This is a genomic window from Actinokineospora alba (assembly GCF_004362515.1).
In the GTDB taxonomy this organism is placed as follows: domain Bacteria; phylum Actinomycetota; class Actinomycetes; order Mycobacteriales; family Pseudonocardiaceae; genus Actinokineospora; species Actinokineospora alba.
The window spans coordinates 3245894-3266547 of record NZ_SNXU01000001.1 but is presented as its reverse complement, the minus strand read 5'-3'; the positions used below and the strand labels follow the sequence as shown (position 1 = coordinate 3266547).

Below are 20654 nucleotides of genomic sequence, written 5' to 3'. Positions count from 1 at the left end.
CCAAATGGGCCGACCGCGACGCGAGGCGGCCCTCGGGTCTGTACGTTTGCCGCCATGAACGTCTCATCGCTCGCGCTCGCCGTCGTGTCCGCCGCCTGCCTGCTGGCGGGCTGCGACAGCGCGGGCGACCCGTTGTCCTCCGCAGGCGGGAACCAGCCGACCGAGGCCCCTGCCGCGCCCAAGGGCCTCAACGACAAGGACCTCTGCTCCCTGGTCACCGAGGACACGCTGGCGATCGTGGGCCTGAAGCCCGCCGACGGGGTGCTCAAGAAGTGGGTCCACTACCCGGCCTGCGTATTCGGGGAGAAGAAGGACACCAGGCTGATCGTCCTGGCCGACTACGACAGCGTCCTGTCCATCAAGCCCGACGACAAGCACTACCGCCTGATCGACGGCGTGCCCACCGAGAACGAGTTCGACACCAAGACCACCTGCCAGGTCGCCTTCATGGTGGGCACGACGCGGGCCCAGGTGCTGGTCGAGGCGTTGTGGGGCCCGGAGAAGTCCTACATGCCGTGCGACGCGGGCATCCCGGCGATGAAGGACGTGCTCGAAGCCGCGAAGTAGCCCGACCCGATCCGCTGATCACCCCGAACACGGCACTGGATTCTCGTTCGCGCAATCCGAACCACAGTGCCGACAGCGAAAGGCGTAGTGATCCGCCACGTTCGCGGTGATCGACCTCGCGAATGGAGTAGCCGCGCGCCAAGGGGTTAGCCGGACGCGTTGGTGGGCATCCGTGGGGTGTCCGTATGGAAGCGGAGGGAGCAGAGAATGAGCATCTTGAACCGGGTCCGCTACCGGACGCAGCAGATGACCGGCGGAATCACGCAGTGGATCGGCAAAGCGGTGCACAACAAGCCGATGGCCAACCGCGGCCGGGCGCGCAAGCTGTCGGGCAAGGCGAAGGCCACCGGATCCCGAACGTGGGGCAAGACGAAACGCGCCGCCCGCAAGGCACGCAAGCGCGCGTCCTAGGTCCTGGCCGGACCGCCTTCGATCAGCAGCCGACGCCGGGCGTTTCGCCCGGCGTTTGCTCACCCCCGATCATTCGGGAGCAGCGTGCCCAGCGGGCCCAGGTCGAGGTTGAGGTCGTCGAGGGTCAGGTCGAAGTGCTCGCACAGCTCCCGCATTCCCTGCTCCAGCCGCATGAGTGTGCTGCCGATGCGTTCGATCTCGGCCGCGGTCAGGTCGCCGCCGTCCACGCGCCGGATCGCCTGCCGTTCCACCAGTTGCCGAAGCAGTTCGACCACAGTGAGCACCAGGCTCGCCAAACCGCGTTCGGCGGATTCCGGGTCCATCGCGATGCGCTCGGCGAGGGGAAACGGATCATGGCGCGTCATGGATGGTCCCCCTCGGTGAGCAGGTCCACAAGGGACACACGGTCGTCCGGGACGCCCGCGGCGGGACGGCGCTGCATTTCGGTCATCACTGCACATCCGGGTTCGTGAACGAGTACGCGGGCCACGCAGGGTCAACACGAAAGCTATAGCCGAACGGGATCAGCAAACCCCCCGTCGGACTGCGCCGAATGGCGCAACCGCCCGATACAGTCCGGCTGGACCCCGGTGACCGGAGGTCAAGAGCAGGCGCCGGACGCGAGGCGCCTGCGTCCACGCCTAGGAGCACAGATGATTCGGGTTGTCGTCGTGGACGACGAAGCGCTGGTCCGTTCGGGATTCGAGCTGATCCTGCGCGCGGCCGACGACATCGACGTGGTGGCGACCGCCTCCGGCGCACAGGCACTGGACCGCGTGGCCGAGCACGCGCCCGACGTGGTCCTGCTCGACCTGCGGATGCCCGACATGGACGGCCTGACCATTCTGCGCGAGCTCCGTCGCCGGCCGAACCCGCCGGTCGTGGCCATCCTCACGACCTTCGGCGTCGACGAGTACGTCGCCACCGCACTGCGGTCCGGGGCGGCCGGGTTCCTGCTCAAGGACACCGACCCGCACCAACTCCCCCACATGGTCCGCACTTTGGCCAAGGGCGGAGTCGTCCTGTCTCCCGCGGTGGCGCGAACCGTGGTGGAAGGCTTCCTCGCGGGCGAGGCGCACAAGAGCGCCTCGTCCCCCGTGGCACGGCTGTCCGAACGGGAAAGCATGGTGCTGACCCTGATGGCCGACGGGCTGTCGAATCGCATCATCGGCAGCAAGCTGCACCTGAGCGTGGGCACGGTGAAGGACGAAGTCAGCACCATCCTCGGCAAGCTCGGCGTGGGCAACCGGGTCCAGGCGGCCCTTGTCGCGCAGCGCGGCGGCCTCGTCAAGTGATCGCGGCTCGTCGCACCTGATCACGAGCAACGAGTTAAGCGACCTACTGTTGTTTCTTTTCAAGCACTTTCGCGACGACACCGACGATAACAACGTCTCGCCGCCACCGACACCCCCACCCGGCCGGACTTCCAGCCACCTGGCTGCTCGTCCCCTACCGCCCGGCGCATTTCCTTGCGTTCGCCGCAGATTTCTCGCGAAAGGAACACCTCCAGCCATGTTACGTTCGACGGCCATCACCCTCACTGTCCTGATAGGACTTACCGGGTGCACGACACCGGAGTCGGCGCCCGCGCCGAGCCCGGCCCAGCAGCCCGACGGCCTCGACGAACTCGCGCGCCAGCAGCTCAAGTGGGGCGAGTGTGAGAACGCGGACCTCAAGGACGGCGGAGCCGAGTGCGCGACCGTCGAGGTGCCGATGGACTACCGCGACCCCGGCGGCAAGAAGATCACCATCGCGATCGCCCGCAAGCAGGCGGGCGACAAGGCCCGCAGGCGCGGCGTGCTGCTGACCAACCCGGGCGGCCCCGGCGCGGAGGGACTGAGCCTGGCGCTCGGGCTGGAAGGTCAGGCCGCGGCCGCGGTGTACGACACGATCGGCATGGATCCGCGCGGTGTCGGGAAGTCCACGCAGCTGTTCTGCGACCCGCGGCCCGAGTCGCCGACGCTGCCCAGCAGGCCGACCGAGGAAGACCTCCCCAAGTACACCGAGCACGCCAAGAGCGACGAGACCGCGTGCGCCAGCGGCGGCGGTGACCTGCGCAAGCACATCACCAGCATGAACACCGCCCGCGACATGGACCTGATCCGCCGGGTGCTGGGCGAGGAGAAGATCAGCTTCCTCGGGTTCTCCTATGGCACGTTCCTCGGCCCGCTCTACGGCGAGATGTTCGCCGACCACCTCGACCGCATCGTCCTCGACTCCACACAGGACCCGAACCAGTCCTGGCGCGACCAGGAGAAGGACGACGTGGCGGCCCACCACGCGAACGTGCAAGCCTGGAAGCAGTGGGTCGCCGACCGGGACAAGTCCTTCCACCTCGGCGCCACCCCGGCCGACGTGCAGGGCGTGCTGGACCGGTTCGCCGCCACGCTCAAGGACAAGCAGCTCGGCGCCCTCGACGACGTGACCTCGTTCGACAGCGCGGTCGGCACGGGCGCTCGGTACCGCTCGCTGTGGGCGGCGTTCGCCTGGGCGCTGGGCGACCTGCTGCCCGCGCTCGACGGTGGCGACGTCGACGCCGACGCGGCGGGTCAGCTCGCCAAGCTGGCACATCCCGACGAGGGCAACTCGCTGCGCCAGGACGAGAAGCCCAACGGCACCTACCAGGCCATCCTGTGCGACTGGTCGTGGCCGACCAACCAGGAGGACTACTACGCCGACATGCGCAAGGTCGCCGCGGAGACGCCCTACGGCGAGGCGATCAACAGCGTGGCTCCCAACAACTGCTCCTTCACCACCGGTCGCGACCCCATGATCGAGATCAAGAACCGCCGGTACCAGCCGGGCGTGGTCGTGCAGTCCGAGGGCGACACGCAGACCGCATACCGCGGCGGGGCCGCCGCGGCCGACAAGCTCGACATGCCGCTGATCACCGTCCAGAACAGCGGCGTCCACGGCCACTACGGCGCGCGTAAGAACGCCTGCGTCGACGACGCGGTCAACGCCTACCTGATCGACGGCAAGCTCCCCGAGCGCCGGACCACCTGCGCCGCCGTCGCCGACAAGCTCGCCGACATCGCACCGGACTCCGCGGGCGGCGAACCCGCCAAGAAGGGCGACTCGCCCGCACTCGAGGAACTGCTCAAGAACGTCAAGTAGCCGACCGCACGGCCACCATCCGCGCCGCGGGCATGGCGCAGATGGTGGCCGTGGCGCCTTCCGGGGCGTGCGCCGACAGCGGGCCGACGTTCGTCTCCCACCAGTGCCGGTAATGCGGCCGCAGGCTTACCTCCCGGTGGTAGTTCTCCACCAGCCGCGAGCGCAGCTCCGGGACCAGATCGTCCACAGTGGACTCTTCGCGCCACGCGATGGTGATGGACCGGTAGTGCGGACTGCCCACGATGGGCCGGATCACCACACCGTCCGGCGGCACGCACATCGGATGCATGACCGCCACCGACCCCGCCCCGCGCAGCAGTGGGATGGCCATGTCGCAGTCCCCCACGTAGTGCCTGATCCGCGGGGTGAAGCCGGCGCCCGCGCACGCCCGGTGGAAGCCTGCCAGCCTGCCGGTGTCGTCCTCGGCCGCCGAGATGACCCAGGTCGCGTCGGCGAGCGCGGCCAGCGGGATCTCCGTGAGTCCGGCGAGCGGGTGATCCGCCGCGAGACCGACGAATGCGGGCTCGACCGTGACGACGTCGAGCAGGCGCACGGCGTCCGGGGCCCGCGTGCCGTGCGGAAACCGGTACAGCAGCGCGACATCGAGGTCTCCCGCGGCCAGCAGGTCGAAGCCCGCCCGCAGCGAGTCGAGCTGCCAGGTCGCGATCTCGCGCGCGGGCAGCAACTCGGTGACCGTGGCGATGAGGGTCGCGGAGTCCAGGTCCCGCATCGCGCTGATACCCAAGGCGCGCTGTTCCTTCGCGCGCTTGCGCGTGTCGGCGATGAGCCGGTCGAACTCGTCGACCACACAGCCGCCTTCGGCGATCAGAAAGCGGCCGAGTTCGGTGGGTTCGACACCCGTGCGGCTGCGCACGAATACCGGACCGCCGACCGTCTCCTCGATGCGCTGCAGTTGGCCGAGCAACGCGGGTTGCGAGATAAGCAGCGCCGCGGCGGCGCGGCGAATGCTGCCCGCGCGGGCAATCGCACCGACCACTCGGAGATGTCGCAATTCCAGACGCATACCGGCCACTGGCGTACTTTATGGCAATGCGCTTGGAAATGAGACATCTTGTCATCGTGCTCACCACTGCTGACCTGGGCACTCTCCGCCAGGCGGCACCCGCGTTGGGCATGTCCCAGATCGCCCTGAGTGCGCAGTTGCGCAGAATCGAACGAACTCTGGGCGGAAATTGTTTCGGCATGACAATAATGCGATGGTGTTGACCGATCTCGGCCACCACTTCGTGCACAGGGCGCGCAATGTGGCCGTACGATTCGCCGAGCTGCGCGATCGAATGGCGGAATCGACGCGACAGTGAAGCTATCACCGAACGGGATATATGCGAATCCGATTCGGATGTGGACAATGGTCAAAAAGATCATTTCCGGTTGGAAGGAACACCCCGCACTCTCATGAACGATGATCGCGAACGGCGCGCCACCGAACTGTGGTTCCGCGCCCGAGGCCTCCCCTCGATCGTCGGCGGCCGAGCCGACCGGCTGCTGGTCCGGATCATCCCCGCGATCGCGTTCCTGCTCGCCTGGGACCTGCTGAACATCCCGCTTGAAGTGTTGGACGGTGAGTCCGAGGAACACTTCGAACGGCTGATGGAGTCCGACCTGCTCTTCGCCGGCTACCACCTCCTCTGGTTCGCGGCCTTCGTCGCCCCCGTGGTGGCCGCCTGGGTGGCCGCGCGCTGGATGCGCAAACGGGTCGTCGCGGGAGACGGCACCCCGACCGCCATCGCGTTGATCAGCGTCTACACGTTCGGCCCGCTGCTCGAGATGGCCCTCATCGGCGAGGAACTGACTCTCCCCGACCTGCTGTTCGGCGTGCTGTTCGGCGTGGGCTTGATCGGGGTCCTGCTGGGTCTGACGCTGATCGGAGCGGGTTCGGTCTTCGGATCCGCGCTCCGCTCGGCGGGCAAGCAACTGAAATCGGTCGGCAGCCTGACAACCCGCGCGTTGCCGCTGCTGCTGTTGTTCGCCGTGTTCGGGTTGCTCACCAACGAGGTCTGGCAGATGTCGGCGGCCGCCAGCACCTCCCGGATGTGGCTGTTGGTAGGCCTGTTCCTGCTGGTCGGCATCCTGTTCCTGGTCTCAACCGCACGCCAGGAGCTGCGCAAGCACATCGAAACCGCGCCGCAGCGGGTTCCGCTGCGGCGGGCCGAACGCGCCGACATGGTGCTGGTCCTCGTGCTGACGCAGTTGGTGCAGGCGCTGCTCGTCGCGATGGTGATGTTCGTGTTCTTCGTGCTCTTCGGGCTCGCGGCGCTCAAAGAGGACCTGATGAAGACCTGGAGCGGGCGCGACCTCACCACGGGAAACCTGTTCGGGGTTCAGCTGTCGGCCCCACACGAGTTGCTGCATGTGTCGCTGTTCATCGCGGCGTTCTCCGCGCTGTACTTCATCACCTCGACGGTCACCGACGCCCTGTACCGCCCGGCGTTCTTCGATCCGTTCACCGTGGAGATGGCGGTCAGCCTGGCCGAGCGGGACGAGTACCTGGCCCGATGGCACACCGCGTCGAACGTAGAGGTGGACCAGTTCCACAACCGGGACCAGCGGCCACTCGGGGTGTGACTCCCGCGGAAGGCTGATCGACAGGAACCGCCCGGTGGCCGGACTTTCCGGCCACCGGGCGGTTCCTGTGTGGACACACTGACTACTTGCCTGCCTTGCACTCCTCCGGGCTGGGCAGGTAGACGTGCTCGTGGACCACGTCGGCACCCGCTTCCGGGCCCTCGGGGTGTGCCTCGGCGGCCTTCTCCGCCTCTTGCTCGACGTGCTTCTCGAACGCCGCCTTGTCGTCCGGGGACGGGTAGGTGCCGCCGACGTGGACCTCGCGGACGGTGGTGTGGTTCGGCGGCAGCAGCTTGCGGACTTCCTCGGGGATCTCGGTGAACTCCTTGGGAAGGGAATCCGGGTCGGTGAGGGCCTTGCACAGGTCCCCGAGATCCGCGGTCGTCTCCTTGGGCGGCTGGGGTGCGGGGGTGTCGTCCCCGGCGACAGCGATACCGGCGGTGAGCAGCGCGGCGGCGCAGGCGGTGGTCAGGGCGAGGGTGATTCGGGTGATTCGCATGTCTCGATGGTGTGCGCGCACTGATGAAGAACTGATGAGGACGTTGTCAGCGTTCGCTGAGTGACCCCGCGGACACCGTCCGACCAGGCAATACTGTCGGTCATGGGAGCACGGATCGTGGTCGCCGAGGACGACCCCAAGCAGGCCGACCTCGTCCGCCGGTACCTCGAGCGGGACGGGCACTCGGTGGTCATCGCCCCGGACGGGCGGGCCGCGCTCGACGAGGTGCGCAGGCGAGGGCCGGACCTGTTGGTGCTGGACCTGATGATGCCCCGGGTCGACGGGCTCGACGTGTGCCGGATCGTGCGGGCCGACGAGTCGACGGCGCAGCTGCCGATCATCATGCTGACCGCGCGCACCGGTGAGGACGACCTGCTGCTGGCGCTGGACCTGGGCGCCGACGACTACCTGACCAAGCCGTACAGCCCGCGTGAACTGGCGGCGCGCGTGCGGACGGTGCTGCGCCGGGCGCAGCGGTCCGCCGCCGCGGACGACGGGGTGCACCGGGTCGGGTCGCTCACCGTGGACACCCGGCGGCACGAGGCGAGCCGGGCCGGGACGCCGGTCGAACTGACAGCGGCCGAGTTCCGGATCCTCGCGTCGCTGTGCGCTGAACCCGGCAAGGTGTTCACCCGCCAGCAGCTCATCGACCGCGCCTTCGGCTTCGACCACTACGTGCTCGACCGCACGGTCGACGTCCACGTGATGAATCTGCGCCGCAAGCTGGAGGACGATCCGGCGCGGCCCACGGTGATCCTCACCGTCTACGGGGTGGGCTACAAACTCGCCGAGGAGGAAGACGGTGCGCCCTAGCCTGGTCCGGCGGTTGCTGGGAATGTCGCTGGCGGTCGCCGTGCTGGCGGTCGCCGCCACCGCCTGGCTCACCACCGCCGACACCGGCAGGCGACTCCAGCACGAGTACGCGGAGTCGATCGAGACGGACTCCCAGGTGTACGGCGAGCTGCTCGTCTTCGCCGCCGAACGTGGAAGCTGGGACGGAGTCGACCCGCTTGTCCGGCGCCTCGCGGAGCGGATCGGCAGGCGGGTGACGCTCATCGAGGTCGACCGGGGCGTGATCGCGGACTCGGCCGCACCGAACGCCCCAGCCCTGTCCGGCGGGCCGGTGGCGCGGTTGGAACCCGACGGCGTCGTGCCCGCGTGGCTGCACATCGGCGGCCAAGACCGGTTCGACCCGTTCTCCGACGGCGGCTGGCTGCGCACCGCGCTGACCGCCTTGGCGGTGCTGATCGCGGCCACGGGGCTGACGGTGGTCGTCGGCCGCCGGGTGACCCGTCCAGTCCGCCTGCTGACCGAGGCGGCACAGCGCATGGGAGCGGGCGACCACTGCGCCCGCGTCGAGGTGCGCGGCGACGACGAGGTCGCCCGGCTCGGCGCGGCGTTCAACGCGATGGCGTCGTCGATGCGGGCCGCCCGTCGCTCCCGCGAGAGCATGACCGCCGACATCGCGCACGAGCTGCGCAACCCGCTGGCCAACCTCACCGGCTACCTGGAGGCCGCCCAGGACGGTGTCGTCCCGCTGGACGGCGACCTGGTCGCCTCACTGCGCGAGGAGACCGCCCACCTCAACCAGCTCGTCGAGGACCTCGCGGTGCTGGCCATGGCCGACGCCGGGCAGCTGCGCCTGCACCCGGAACCCACCGACGTCACCGATATCGCCCGCAGGGTGGTCGCCGGGAACCAGCCGACCGCGGCGCGGAAGGGCATCACCTTGTCCGCGGTAACCGCGGAACCCGCGGTGACCGTGACCGACCCATTGCGGCTGCGGCAGGCGCTGGGCAACCTCGTCGTCAACGCCGTGCGCTACACCCACCCGGGCGGCCACGTCACCGTCACCGTCCACACCGGACACGATGACATCCGGGTCGACGTCGTCGACAACGGCCCGGGGGTCGCCGCCGAGGACTTGCCGCACCTGTTCGACCGGTTCTACCGCGCCGAGAAGTCGCGCAGCCGCGGCGGCGGCGGCAGCGGACTGGGACTGGCCATCACCCGCGGTCTCATCGAGGCGGGCGGGGGATCCGTGGAAGCGGTCAGCGCCGAGGGCCAGGGCAGCCGGTTCACCCTCCGCGTCCCGACCGCCAGGTGACCACGGTGTGAGTGGACCCGCTGCGCGGACCCACTCACACCGAACGACTCACGCCGCGACCAGTTCGTCCTGATACTGGGCGTCGCCGAAGCCGATCATCGGGGTGCCGATGAACGGGAACAAGAACAGGCCGAACACACCGAACATCGCGCTCTTGCCGAACTTCTTCGCGAGGTCGATGGAGACGATGATCGCGATCACGACGTTGACGATCGGGATCAGGAACAGCAGGATCCACCAACCTGCCCGGCCCGCGATCTTGATCGTCACGAACACGTTCACGATCGGGATGATCGCCCACCAACCCGGACGTCCGGCCTTCTTGAACACCATCCACAGGCCGGCGATCGCGATGATCGCCAGCACGAGGCTCACCACTGTGTACGCGGTGGATTCCGATTCCATGATTCTCCTTGACAAAGCAAATCCGCGAGCCGACAGGTGGCTTTGCGGTACTTGCCAGGGTATTGGTGCCGCGGCAAGGAAAGTATCCGCCGACCGTCCACTTGGTCCAGCCAAGTGGCTGGACCCGGCCAAGCCCACACAGGCGGACGCCCGCGCGCTAGTTCTCCGGCAGGAACGCGGGTTTCTCGCCGCGCAGCTTGGCACCGATCCACCAGGACGCCTCGATCAGCACGATACCGACGCCCGCGCACGCCACCGCGATCCACGTGTACGCGCCATTGCTCGGGTCGAGCAGGAAAAGCCGCTGCGTCAACGGAAGCACGAACATCAGCGCCGACGCGGCGGCCATGACCGCGACCAGCGTCACCTTCCACCACGTGTATGGCCGCGCCACGATCGCCAGCACCCACAGCGCCAGCGCGATCACCGTGATCAGCGCCGTGGTGCCGGCCTGCACGATCTGCGTCTGGCTCGCACCCGCACCCGGATACGTCAGCACGTAGGACACGAAGCAGGCCACCGCGATCACCACGCCTGCCGGGATCGCCATCCGCATGACGCGGGCGACGAACCCGCTGCGCGCGCGTTCGTTGTTGGGGGCCAGGGAAAGCACGAACGCGGGCAGGCCGATGGTGAACCAGCCGGTGATCGTCACGTGTCGAGGCAGGAACGGGTAGGGCAGCGCGTCGAAGCCGATCAGCCCGGGGATGCCGACCATCAGCGCCAGCAGCACCGAGTACACCGTCTTGGTGAGGAACAGGTTCGCGACCCGCTCGATGTTGCCGATCACCCGCCTGCCCTCGGCGACGACGTGCGGCAGGGTGGCGAACTTGTTGTCCAGCAAGACGATCTGCGCCACCGCGCGGGTGGCCGGGCTGCCCGCGCCCATGGCGACGCCGATGTCGGCGTCCTTGAGCGCCAGCACGTCGTTGACGCCGTCGCCGGTCATCGCGACGGTGTGGCCCTTCGATTGCAGGCCCCCGACCATGGCCCGCTTCTGCGCGGGGGTGACCCGCCCGAACACGGTTCCCGCCGCCACGGTCTCGGCGAGCCGGTACGGGTCGGTGGGCAGCGTGCGGGCGTCGACCGCGTCGCCCGCGTTGGGCAGGCCGAGTGATCCGGCGACCGCCGAGACCGAGAGCGCGTTGTCTCCGGAGATCACTTTCACCGTGACGTTCTGCTCGGCGAAGTACTCCAAAGTGGACTTGGCGTCCGGCCGGACTTTCTGCTCCAGCACCACCAGCGCCACGGACACGACCTCCCCCGGCCCGTCCGGCGAGGACACCGGCAGCGCGCACCGGCCCAGCAGCAGCACTCGCAGACCCGTCGACCCGATCCGCTCGGCGACAGCGCGCTCCGCGCTGTCGGCGGCCAGCAGGACGTCCGGGGCGCCAAGCACCCAGTTGCCGTTGTCGGCGAAGCTCACGCCGCTCCACTTGCGCGCGGACGAGAACGGCACGACGTCGGAGATCTCCCAGCCCGGGTCGTCCGGGTAGGCCTCGGCGATGGCGAGCAGACTCGCGTTCGGCCGCGGCTCGGCGGCGGCCAGCGCGGCGAGCGCGAACGACACCGACTCGTCGCCGTCGAGCACGCGGGTCTCCGAGAGCCGCATCCCGTTCTCGGTGAGGGTGCCGGTCTTGTCCGCGCACACCACGTCGACCCTGGCCAGGCCCTCGATCGCGGGCAGCTCGTTGACCAGGCACTGGCGCTTGCCCAGCCGGGTGACGCCGACGGCGAACGCGATCGCGGTGATCAGGATCAGGCCCTCGGGGACCATCGGCACCAGCGCGGCGACCATCCCGCGCAGCGCCTCCGGCAGCGCCTGGTCGCCGGAAAGCTGGTTGTAGATCGACAGGGCGCCCGCCGGGACCAGCAGGTAGGTGATGAACTTGAGGATCTTGTTGATGCCGTTGCGCAGCTCGGAGTCGACCAGGGTGAACTTGCTGGCCTCCTCGGCCAGCTTGGCCGCGTACGCCTCGCGGCCGACCTTGGTGGCCCGGTAGGCGCCGCCGCCCGCGACGACGAAGCTGCCCGACAGCACCGGGTCGCCGGGGCCCGCGACGACCGGGTCGGACTCGCCGGTCAGCAGGGACTCGTCGATCTCCAGGGCCTCGCCGTAAAGCAGTTCGCCGTCGACGACGATCTGGTCGCCCGCGCCGATCTCGATCACATCGTCGAGCACGACCTCGTTGGGCGCGACCTCTTTCGACACGCCGTCGCGGAGGACTCGCGGCTTTGTCTGGCCCACGATCGCGAGCCGGTCCAGGGTGCGTTTGGCCCGCACCTCCTGGATCACACCGATGACGCTGTTGGCCACGATCAGGCCACCGAACAGGCCGTCGAGGAAGTACCCGGTGGACATGATGATCAGGAAGAGGACGCCGAAGATGGCGTTGATCCTGGTGAACACGTTGGCCCGGACGATGTCCCACACACTGCGACTGGCCCTGGTGGGGACGTCGTTGGTCTGGCCATCGGCCACGCGCTGGGCGACCTCGGCCGCGCTGAGCCCGGTTTCCGGCACGACCACGGTCTGTTCCGCTGACATAAGAAGAGCCTCCACATCCATGGGCGAGCTGTAGTGGCGGCACACCTGCCCACCACCGTCTATTTCGGACGCACCACCGGGTCCGCTTCCCCCACCTGCGTCGAGACCTCCTTCGAGGTGCCCGCACCCGATCGCGTCACGATCACCGCGAGCGTGATCCCCGCGACGACCGCGATCCCGGCAGTCCGCAGCACCAGGAAAAGCAAGTCCATGGCGTCTCCTCTGGCAGCGTCCACTATGGCCTGTCGATCGTCACAGGTGACCGGCATGGACGGGCCATCCCGCCGGTTCCTGGTCGGGAATCGGTGTGGTTCCAGTGCTTTTCGCGGGGATCTCCAGCCTGCGCCACAAGCCCCAGAAGATCAGCAAGGTGGCGATGGATCCGGCGATGGCGAGTGCGTTGGCCGCCAGGTAGGCGTTGTCCAGCGCGGTGGCGTCGAACTGGGCCGGGTCGCCCTGGTTCGCCGTGGCGTCCAGAATGATCGCGCCCGCCGCGCCGACGAACGCCAGCGCGAGGGCCCAGAAGGTGACGATGATCGTGCGGGACACCAAGGGGCGCCCCGTGTGGCGGATGATGCGGCCGCGGCGCATCAGCCACCACGAGACGGCGCAGGCGCAGAGCAGGGCGACGGCGTCGGCGCCGAGGGTGTCGCTGACCCGGTGCCATTTGGCCGTGACCGTCTGCGCGCCGATGCCCAGGGCATAGAGGGTGGCGAAGAACATGGTGACGCCCCGCCATCGGTAGGGGACGACGATCAGCAGCGCCAGCAGCACGGTCATCGCGATGGTGGTGTGGCCGCTGGGAAAGCTGTTGTGCGCGTAATGTCCGCTGGTCTCGAGCAGCTCCGGTCGGACCAGGACGAACCGCTTGAGGACCTCGGTGATGCCCAGTCCGACGATGATCAGCCCCATGCCCGCGACCGCGAGGTCGACCCGGCGGCGCAGCAGCCCGACCACGCCCACCAGCAGGATCGCGCCCGCCAGGGTGTAGGTCGTGATCTCACCCAGGTCGTTTCGGGCGGTGTCCAGGGTCTCCGGGTCGACCTGGTCGGCGCCGCGCAGCGCGGCGTTCTCCCATGCCTGCCCGGTGCGCGTGCAGATCGCGAGCAGGTAGACGCCGATCAGCGCGATCAGCGCGAGCACGCCGGTGATGATCCACCGGATCGGCGCGTTCACCGGTGTGGGGGTTGAAGTCTGCACTGGGTTCCTTGGTGTCACTGGATCGGCGGCGTGGTCTTGCCAATACAGCCAGGTGTCGAGGTGGTCCATCAGGTCACGGCCCACGATCCGGCCTGCCATGCGCGGCGCCGGCGGTAGGTGTTCAACGCCTTCTCGATCGGATGGTGGTGCGGGATCCCACCCACGGGGAAGTTGGGTGGGATCCCGCAGTCAACGGGTCAGCGTCGGGGCAGGACGGTGGCGAGGATCTGCTCGATGAGTTCGCCGAGGTCCGGGATCAGCACCGAGCCCGGCAACCCATGACCGTCGGCCGGGACAGCGGCGGGCGGGTTGGCGGTTTCGCAGTCGGTCGTCCGGTGGGCAGGCAGCACACCGTCGACGAGGTAGGCGTTGACCTTGTCGTTGACGCACGTGTTGGGCTTGATCGGAGCGTCGCCGGGGCCGTACACGCCGTGCGTGCCGTCGTTGTGGACTCGGATCAGCGAACTGCCCAGGGTGCGGGCCATGACGGTGCTGTTCGCCAACGCGGTCTGGGTGTCACCCTCGGCGCCCAACACCAGTCCCGGCGCGTACTCGGCGCGGCCGACCCGGGGCAGTTCCTCGCCGTCGCGCTGGTGGAACGCGCAGTTGTTGGGCTGCACCGTGTTCACCGTGCCGCCGTACGGGAAGAACGTGCGCCACCAACGCATGTCGCGGTAGTAGCTGTCCAGGTCGGTCGACCAGTCCCAGTCGCAGGTGACGGTCTGGTAGACCGCCGCGGACACGCCACCGTCCTCGGCGGCCGCTAGTTGCCGGGCGGCGTCGGCGGCCCGCTTGTTGCTCGCCGCCAGCGCGGGGTCCGGCTGCTTGCCGTTGACCTCGGCCAGCGTGGCGCCCATGTTCTTGGCGAACGGCGCCCACGACAGCCGGTACCGGGTGGATTCGCCGACGCCCGCGTCGAACGCGGTCTGGTTCTCGAATCCCGCCACCGGGCGCTGCGCGGCCACGGCCGCGATCGTGTCGATCGCGTCCCGCACCTCCCACGCGGTGTCGCCGAGGTGGAAGGTGCTGTCGCGGGCGGCGGTCCACTTCGCCCACGCGTCGAAGTTGCCCTTGGTCGAGGCCATGGTGTCGTCGTTCTGGTCCTGCCAGGTCTTGGTCGGGTCCAGCGACGAGTCGAGCACGCTGCGGTCGAGGCGCTCTGGGAACATCTGCCCGTACACCGCGCCCAGCCAGGTGCCGTAGGAGACGCCGAGGTAGTTGATCTTTTCCTCGCCGAGGGCCTCACGGATGCGGTCGAGGTCGCGGGCGGTGTTCGGGGTGTTGACGTGCTTGCGGAACGCCCCGCCGCCGGTGACACACCCGGCCTCGGTCCGCCGCGCGATCTCGGCGATCGTCGCGAAGTCGGCGTCGGCGGGCCTGGAGGTGCCCACCGTGCCCTGCTGCAGGTCGTCGGTGTTCGGCTCGGTGCAGGTCAGCTTGGTCGCGGCGCCGAGACCGCGCACGTCGATGCCGATGATGTCGTAGACGGCGCCGATGGGCAGGTCGACGTAGTTCAACGGAAAGATCAAGCCCTCCCCGCCGGGACCGCCGGGGTTGGTGAACAGCACACCCCGCCGCCGAGCCGGATCGGTCGCCTTGACCCGGCTGATCGCGATGCTGATCTGCTCGCCATCCGGGGCGCTGTAGTCCATCGGCACGCTGACACTGGCGCACTCCATGGGCAGACCGTTGTCGCAGGGCTGCCAGGCGAGCGTGGCGGCGTTCGCCGTGCCCGCCACGCTGATGACCGTGATTAGTGCGGCCCCACTCGCGACCGCCGTCACTCCCGCTATCACTTTCTTACGTGACACTGAATGTCTCCCCGACATGGTTGTTCGTTGGTTTGTCTGGTTTTGTGGATCTTGGAGATCACTTGCCGGTGATAACTCCGATGGCGACACCCAGCGTCGCGGTGTTGTACACGAACGCCAGGACGCTGTGCGCCAAAATCTTGGACCGCACCCGGGAGGCGTTCGTCTCGACGTCGGACACGGCGAACGACGTGCCCAGGGTGAACGAGAAATACGCGAAGTCCCGGAAGTTCGGCTCAGGCGTGTTCGGAAAGATGAGAATCTTTTCGGGCAGGGCCGCGTAATAAGCCTGCGCGTACCGCTCGGCGTACCCGAAATGCAGGATCGCCCAGGCGAACAACACCGCGGGCACCGCGAACGCCTTGGCGAGGGCCTGCTCCTCCGCCGGGACATCGGTGATCACGATCATCAGCCCGGCGGTGATCCCGACCAAGCTGGTGAACAGCGTGAACAGCAGACCGATGCGCTTGCCGAGCATCGATCCCAGCCAGTCCGACGAGCCGCCCTGACGATCGGCCCGGGTAACCCGCCGCACGCGGGACACCAGGTAGACCACCGCCAACACGTCCCACAACGCCAGCGCGGCGATGCTGGTGATGCCGTCGGTCACGAAGACCACCACGCCCAGCGCGAGCAGTGCGCCCTCGACTATGCGCGAGAACACCAGCGAGAGCCATTTCACCGCGCCGCTCCCAGCCTCGGCACGAATGACGCCGCCACCACGATTCCCGCGGCGATCTGTGTCATTTGTGATAATCCTTCCAGGAGGTTTGATCTGGTGACCGAAGAATGATGCGTCGGCGTGACGCTTCCCCTCTTGGTCCATCCAGATATTGCACCAGCCAAGGCGAGCACATCGACTCGCCCCACTGATAGTCGCCACCAGGAGGTGTCACACAGTCGGGTGGCTGGAAATACCCGCCAGGTGGCCGGAATGTGATTTCCTCAATTTCGCAAGAACGCGCGGTGATCACGACCGAGCCCTTCACCCGGTTGCGTGGTCAGCAGGCAAGCGCCCCCGACAGGAGGGCCGATCGTCATGCTCCATGGAGGCATTGCATACGGTATACAATCTACAAGAACCGTGTGAGCTGCGTGAACACGTGGAGCGAAGGGAGTGTGCGATGACGATGACACCGACTACCGCCACATCGAACGAGGAGACCTCGACCGAGCTGATCTCGGGCGGGCATCTGGTCGCGCGGGCGCTCAAGGCCGAGGGCATCGACACGATCTTCACCCTGTGCGGCGGCCACATCATCGACATCTACGACGGCTGCGTCGACGAGGGCATCAAGGTGATCGACGTCCGGCATGAGCAGGTGGCCGCACACGCCGCCGACGGGTACGCGCGGATCACCGGCACGCCCGGCTGCGCGGTCGTCACCGCGGGACCGGGCACGACCGACGCGGTCACCGGGGTGGCCAACGCGCTGCGCGCGGAGAGCCCGATGCTGCTCATCGGCGGCCAGGGCGCGCTGTCCCAGCACAAGATGGGGTCGCTACAAGACCTCCCCCACGTCGACATGATGGCGCCGATCACCAAGTTCGCCGCCACCGTGCCGCACACCACCAGGGTCGCCGACATGGTGTCGATGGCTTTGCGCGAGTGCTTCCACGGCGCACCGGGTCCGTCCTTTCTGGAGATCCCCCGCGATGTGCTCGATGCGCGGGTTCCGGTCAACCAGGCCCGGATTCCGGTGCGCTACCGGGCTTCGACGCGCAACGCGGGCGACCCGGCCGACGTCGAGCGGCTGGCCGACCTGCTGGTGGCCGCCCGCAAGCCCGCGATCCTGTTCGGCAGCCAGGTGTGGACCACCCGGGCCACCGAACAGGCGCTGGACCTGGTGCGGACACTGAACATTCCGGCGTACATGAACGGCGCCGGCCGCGGCACGCTGCCGCCCGGCGACCCGCACCACTTCCAGCTCTCCCGCCGCCACGCCTTCGACAACGCCGACGTGATCGTGATCGTCGGGACGCCGTTCGACTTCCGCATGGGCTATGGCCGCAGGCTCCCGGCCGCGGCGACCGTGGTGCAGATCGACCTCGACTACCGCACCGTCGGCCGCAACCGCGACGTGTCACTGGGCATCGTCGGCGACGCGGGCCAGGTGCTGGCAGGCGTGGCCGCCGCCGCTTCCGCGCGGCTGGACAACGGCGCCACCCAGCGCAAAGCGTGGCTTGAGGAGCTGCGCGCGGTGGAGGACGCCGCGACCGCCGAGCGCCTGCCGCTGCGACAGTCCGACGCGAACCCGATCCACCCGTATCGGCTGGTGCACGAGATCGACGAGTTCCTGACCGAGGACTCGATCTACATCGGCGACGGCGGCGACATCGTCACCTTCTCCGGCCAGGTGGTGCGGCCGAAGTCGCCGGGGCACTGGATGGACCCCGGCCCGCTGGGCACCCTCGGTGTCGGCATCCCCTTCGTCCTCGCCGCCAAGCACGCCCGCCCCGACAAGGAGGTCGTGGCGCTCTTCGGCGACGGGGCGTTGAGCCTGACCGGCTGGGACTTCGAGACGCTGGTCCGCTTCGACCTGCCGTTCGTCGGGATCGTGGGCAACAACTCGTCGATGAACCAGATCCGCTACGGCCAGGCTCGCAAGTACGGCGCGAGCCGCGACCGGGTCGGCAACACGCTCGGCGACGTCCGCTACGACGAGTTCGCCAAGCTGCTCGGCGGCCACGGCGAGGAGGTCCGGGATCCCGCCGACATCGGTCCCGCGCTGCGGCGGGCGCGCGAGTCGGGCAAGCCGTCACTGATCAACGTGTGGATCGACCCGGACGTGTACGCGCCGGGAACCATGAACCAGACCATGTACAAGTGAGGTGACGACCATGGCACAGGCACTTGACGGCGTCCGCGTCCTCGACCTGACCCACGTCCAGTCCGGCCCATCGGCCACCCAGGTGCTCGCGTGGCTCGGCGCCGACGTGATCAAGCTGGAGACACCCGGTCGTGGCGACATCACCCGTGGCCAGCTGCGCGACCTCCCCGAGGTCGACAGCCTCTACTTCACCATGCTCAACGCCAACAAGCGCAGCATCACGCTGAACCTGAAGTCCGAGCAGGGCAAGGAAGTCTTCGCCGACCTGGTGTCCGAAGTGGACGTCCTGGTGGAGAACTTCGGCCCCGGTGTGGTGGACCGGTTCGGGTTCGACTGGGAGCGGCTCTCCGAGCTGAACCCGCGGCTGGTCTACGCGTCGATCAAGGGATTCGGTCCCGGCCCGTACGAGCATTTCAAGGCCTACGAGGTGATCGCGCAGGCGATGGGCGGCGCCATGAGCACCACCGGTTTCGCCGACGGTCCGCCGACGGCGTCCGGCGCGCAGATCGGCGACTCCGGCACCGGAATCCATCTGGTGGCCGGGATTCTCGCCGCCCTGTACCAGCGGGTGAGCACCGGGCGCGGGCAGCGGGTGCGGGTCGCCATGCAGGACGCGGTGCTCAACCTGTGCCGCGTCAAGCTGCGTGACCAGCAGCGGCTGGCGCACGGCCCGCTCGCGGAGTATCCCAACGACGTCTTCGGCGACGAGGTACCCCGCTCGGGCAACGCGTCCGGCGGCGGCCAGCCCGGTTGGGCGTTGCGCTGCTCCCCCGGCGGACCCAACGACTACATCTACGTGATCATCCAGCCCGCGGGGTGGCGGCCGATCACCGCACTGATCGGCCGCCCCGACCTGGCCGACGACCCCGGATGGAGCACACCGGAAGCCCGACTGTCCAAATTGGACAAGGTGTTCGCCGTGATCGAGGACTGGACTTCGCGGCACCCCAAGTGGGAGGTGATGCGGGCACTGAGCGCGCACGGCATCCCCTGCGGCCCGATCCTGTCGACCAGAGAACTCATCGACGACCCGGCGCTCGTCGTCGAAGTCGACCACCCCGAACGGGGCACCTACAAGACGGTCGGCTGTCCGTTGAAGTTGTCCGACTCCCCGGTCGACGTGCGCCGCTCGCCGTTACTCGGTGAGCACAGCGACGAGGTGCTGGCCCAACTCGGCTACAGCGTCGAACGCATCGCGGCCCTGCGCGCGACCGACGTCATCTGAGCCCGCGGTGAGGTACCGGGAGATCGCCGACGACAACGGCCGGGTCTACCGGGTCGGCGAGAGCGCACACGACCTCATGGGCCGAGGTCGCTCGTGGATGGTGTGGCTGCCGTGGGCGGCGATGATGGCGATCAGCGTCTTCGAGTACGGGTGGGGCGCGGTGGTCGGCATCATCCGGGCGCGCTACGACTGGTCACTGTCGGACGTGTTCTGGTTGGCAGGCGTGTGGGTCGTGTTCCAGGCTGGGGTGGCGTTCCCGGCGGGACGGCTGCGGGAGCGCGGGGTGGTGTCGGCGCGGGCGGCGATGCTGACGGGCGCGGTGTGCTGCGCCATCGGGTTCGTGACGATCGCGCACTCGTCGGTGTTGTGGCACGCCTTCCTCGGCTATTCGGTGGTCGGCGGCTGCGGCGCGGGCCTGGTCTACGCGACCTGCGTCACCATGGTGGGCAAGTGGTATCCCGACAAACGCGGCGCGAGGACAGGCTTCGTCAACGGCGGCTTCGCCTACGGTGCGGTCCCGTTCATCTTCCTGTTCAGCGCCTATCTCACCCCGGGCGACTACCCGGCCGTCATGGACGCGGTCGCGGCCTACGTGCTGGTGGTGGTAGGCGTGTGCGGACTGATGTTCCGCGATCCACCGAAAAGCTGGTGGCCCGCGGAGGTGGACCCGCTCGCGCGGGGCCGCGCCGGACGCTCGGGCCTGGCCCGCAATCCACCCGCGGTGCGCCAGTTCACGCCCGCCGAGGCGATCAGGACCGGGATGCTGCCGCTGATGTGGGTGTGTCTGGTGATCAGCGGCGGGGTCTCGCTGTTCGGCATCAACTTCCAGGTGCCGTTCGCCAAGGCGAGCGGATTCGGCGCGGTCGCGGCCGCGGCGTCGGCCGGGGTGCTGGCGATCGTGAGCGGGACCGGACGCACAGCGGTCGGCGCGTTGTCCGACCGGTTCGGCAGGCGCAGGACACTGACCGCGGTGCTCGTCGTCGAAGGGGTAGCACAATTCGGCCTGCTGCACGGCGGGCAGACGCACAATCTGGTGCTGTTCATGGTGTTCGCGTTCCTGAGCGGGTTCGGCGGAGGCGCGTTCTACACACTGTTCGCCGCGCTCGTGCCGGACTACTTCGGCGAGAACCACAACGCGTCGAACTACGGCCTGGTCTACAGCGCGAAACTGGTCGGCGGGGTCGGCGGCGGCGGGCTGGCCGCGGGAGTGGTCGCCGCCCGCGGGTACGCCGGGGCGTACCTGCTCGCGGGCGGGTGCGCGCTGCTCGCCGCGGCGCTGACCCTGCTGCTGCGGCAGCCCGGCCGTCAGTCCTGAGTGGACCGTTCGTGGAACGCTCGCCGGGTGCG

The 20654-nt window shown here is 68.5% G+C and carries 20 protein-coding genes; 11 read left to right on the top strand and 9 right to left on the bottom strand.

What is annotated here, in order from left to right:
- Window positions 1–54 precede the first annotated feature (54 nt).
- Entirely contained in the window at window positions 55–567 is a 513-nt protein-coding gene (locus C8E96_RS15050; protein WP_091373765.1) for a hypothetical protein, read from the top strand.
- Window positions 568–774: 207 nt separating this feature from the next.
- Window positions 775–978, top strand: a complete 204-nt coding sequence (locus tag C8E96_RS15045; RefSeq protein WP_091373762.1) for a hypothetical protein — start codon at window positions 775–777, stop codon at window positions 976–978.
- A 59-nt stretch (window positions 979–1037) separates the two neighbouring features.
- Here C8E96_RS15045 and C8E96_RS15040 read toward each other — a convergent pair whose 3' ends face one another.
- Entirely contained in the window at window positions 1038–1343 is a 306-nt protein-coding gene (locus tag C8E96_RS15040) for a gas vesicle protein K (RefSeq protein WP_091373759.1), read from the bottom strand.
- A 288-nt stretch (window positions 1344–1631) separates the two neighbouring features.
- Between C8E96_RS15040 and C8E96_RS15035 the strand changes: the two genes are divergently transcribed.
- Together C8E96_RS15035 and C8E96_RS15030 are read left to right on the top strand one after the other, a co-directional pair.
- Window positions 1632–2273, top strand: coding sequence for a response regulator (locus C8E96_RS15035; RefSeq protein WP_091373755.1), 642 nt, complete (start codon window positions 1632–1634; stop codon window positions 2271–2273).
- Window positions 2274–2490: 217 nt separating this feature from the next.
- Window positions 2491–4095: an alpha/beta fold hydrolase gene (locus C8E96_RS15030; protein WP_091373751.1), complete on the top strand. Its 1605-nt coding sequence runs from the start codon at window positions 2491–2493 to the stop codon at window positions 4093–4095.
- Here C8E96_RS15030 and C8E96_RS15025 read toward each other — a convergent pair.
- Window positions 4088–5119, bottom strand: a complete 1032-nt coding sequence (locus C8E96_RS15025; protein WP_091373747.1) for a LysR family transcriptional regulator — start codon at window positions 5117–5119, stop codon at window positions 4088–4090. The two genes, C8E96_RS15030 and C8E96_RS15025, sit on opposite strands and share 8 nt — an antisense overlap.
- 20 nt (window positions 5120–5139) lie before the next feature.
- On the opposite strand from C8E96_RS15025, the gene C8E96_RS34640 reads away from it, so the two are divergent.
- On the top strand, window positions 5140–5322 hold the full coding sequence (locus tag C8E96_RS34640; RefSeq protein WP_407642625.1) for a helix-turn-helix domain-containing protein: 183 nt from the start codon (window positions 5140–5142) through the stop codon (window positions 5320–5322).
- 189 nt (window positions 5323–5511) lie between these two features.
- Window positions 5512–6681, top strand: coding sequence for a hypothetical protein (locus C8E96_RS15015; RefSeq protein ID WP_091373741.1), 1170 nt, complete (start codon window positions 5512–5514; stop codon window positions 6679–6681).
- Window positions 6682–6763: 82 nt separating this feature from the next.
- Here the strand turns inward: C8E96_RS15015 and C8E96_RS15010 are convergent, their stop codons facing one another.
- Window positions 6764–7180, bottom strand: a complete 417-nt coding sequence (locus tag C8E96_RS15010) for a hypothetical protein (RefSeq protein WP_091373738.1) — start codon at window positions 7178–7180, stop codon at window positions 6764–6766.
- Between the two features lie 102 nt (window positions 7181–7282).
- Between C8E96_RS15010 and C8E96_RS15005 the strand changes: the two genes are divergently transcribed.
- Window positions 7283–7993: a response regulator transcription factor gene (locus C8E96_RS15005; RefSeq protein ID WP_091374265.1), complete on the top strand. Its 711-nt coding sequence runs from the start codon at window positions 7283–7285 to the stop codon at window positions 7991–7993.
- Window positions 7983–9287, top strand: a complete 1305-nt coding sequence (locus C8E96_RS15000; protein ID WP_091373735.1) for a sensor histidine kinase — start codon at window positions 7983–7985, stop codon at window positions 9285–9287. The genes C8E96_RS15005 and C8E96_RS15000 overlap by 11 nt, the downstream gene beginning before the upstream one ends.
- A gap of 48 nt (window positions 9288–9335) precedes the next feature.
- Here the strand turns inward: C8E96_RS15000 and C8E96_RS14995 are convergent, their stop codons facing one another.
- From C8E96_RS14995 to C8E96_RS14975, 6 genes are all read right to left on the bottom strand, one after another.
- Window positions 9336–9692, bottom strand: a complete 357-nt coding sequence (locus tag C8E96_RS14995; RefSeq protein ID WP_091373732.1) for a DUF5684 domain-containing protein — start codon at window positions 9690–9692, stop codon at window positions 9336–9338.
- Window positions 9693–9849: 157 nt separating this feature from the next.
- Window positions 9850–12240 carry an HAD-IC family P-type ATPase gene (locus C8E96_RS14990; protein ID WP_091373729.1) on the bottom strand — a complete coding sequence of 797 codons (2391 nt, stop codon included), beginning with the start codon at window positions 12238–12240 and terminating at the stop codon, window positions 9850–9852.
- A 59-nt stretch (window positions 12241–12299) separates the two neighbouring features.
- Window positions 12300–12452: a hypothetical protein gene (locus C8E96_RS33300; protein ID WP_166658005.1), complete on the bottom strand. Its 153-nt coding sequence runs from the start codon at window positions 12450–12452 to the stop codon at window positions 12300–12302.
- A gap of 40 nt (window positions 12453–12492) precedes the next feature.
- Window positions 12493–13440 (bottom strand): phosphatase PAP2 family protein, encoded by a 948-nt coding sequence (locus C8E96_RS14985; protein WP_228769839.1) that lies wholly within the window; start codon window positions 13438–13440, stop codon window positions 12493–12495.
- Between the two features lie 197 nt (window positions 13441–13637).
- A complete protein-coding gene (locus C8E96_RS14980; RefSeq protein WP_166658004.1) occupies window positions 13638–15251 on the bottom strand; it encodes an alpha/beta fold hydrolase in 1614 nt (537 codons plus the stop codon).
- A gap of 58 nt (window positions 15252–15309) precedes the next feature.
- A complete protein-coding gene (locus C8E96_RS14975) occupies window positions 15310–16077 on the bottom strand; it encodes a DUF1345 domain-containing protein (protein ID WP_091373722.1) in 768 nt (255 codons plus the stop codon).
- Window positions 16078–16381: 304 nt separating this feature from the next.
- On the opposite strand from C8E96_RS14975, the gene C8E96_RS14970 reads away from it, so the two are divergent.
- The 3 genes from C8E96_RS14970 to C8E96_RS14960 are packed head-to-tail and all read left to right on the top strand — an operon-like array spanning window position 16382 to window position 20622.
- Window positions 16382–18082 (top strand): thiamine pyrophosphate-binding protein, encoded by a 1701-nt coding sequence (locus C8E96_RS14970; protein ID WP_091374259.1) that lies wholly within the window; start codon window positions 16382–16384, stop codon window positions 18080–18082.
- A gap of 10 nt (window positions 18083–18092) precedes the next feature.
- Window positions 18093–19307: a formyl-CoA transferase gene (gene frc / locus C8E96_RS14965; RefSeq protein WP_091374251.1), complete on the top strand. Its 1215-nt coding sequence runs from the start codon at window positions 18093–18095 to the stop codon at window positions 19305–19307.
- A gap of 7 nt (window positions 19308–19314) precedes the next feature.
- Complete coding sequence (locus C8E96_RS14960) at window positions 19315–20622, top strand: OFA family MFS transporter (RefSeq protein WP_228769837.1); 1308 nt, start codon at window positions 19315–19317, stop codon at window positions 20620–20622.
- Window positions 20623–20654 lie beyond the last annotated feature (32 nt).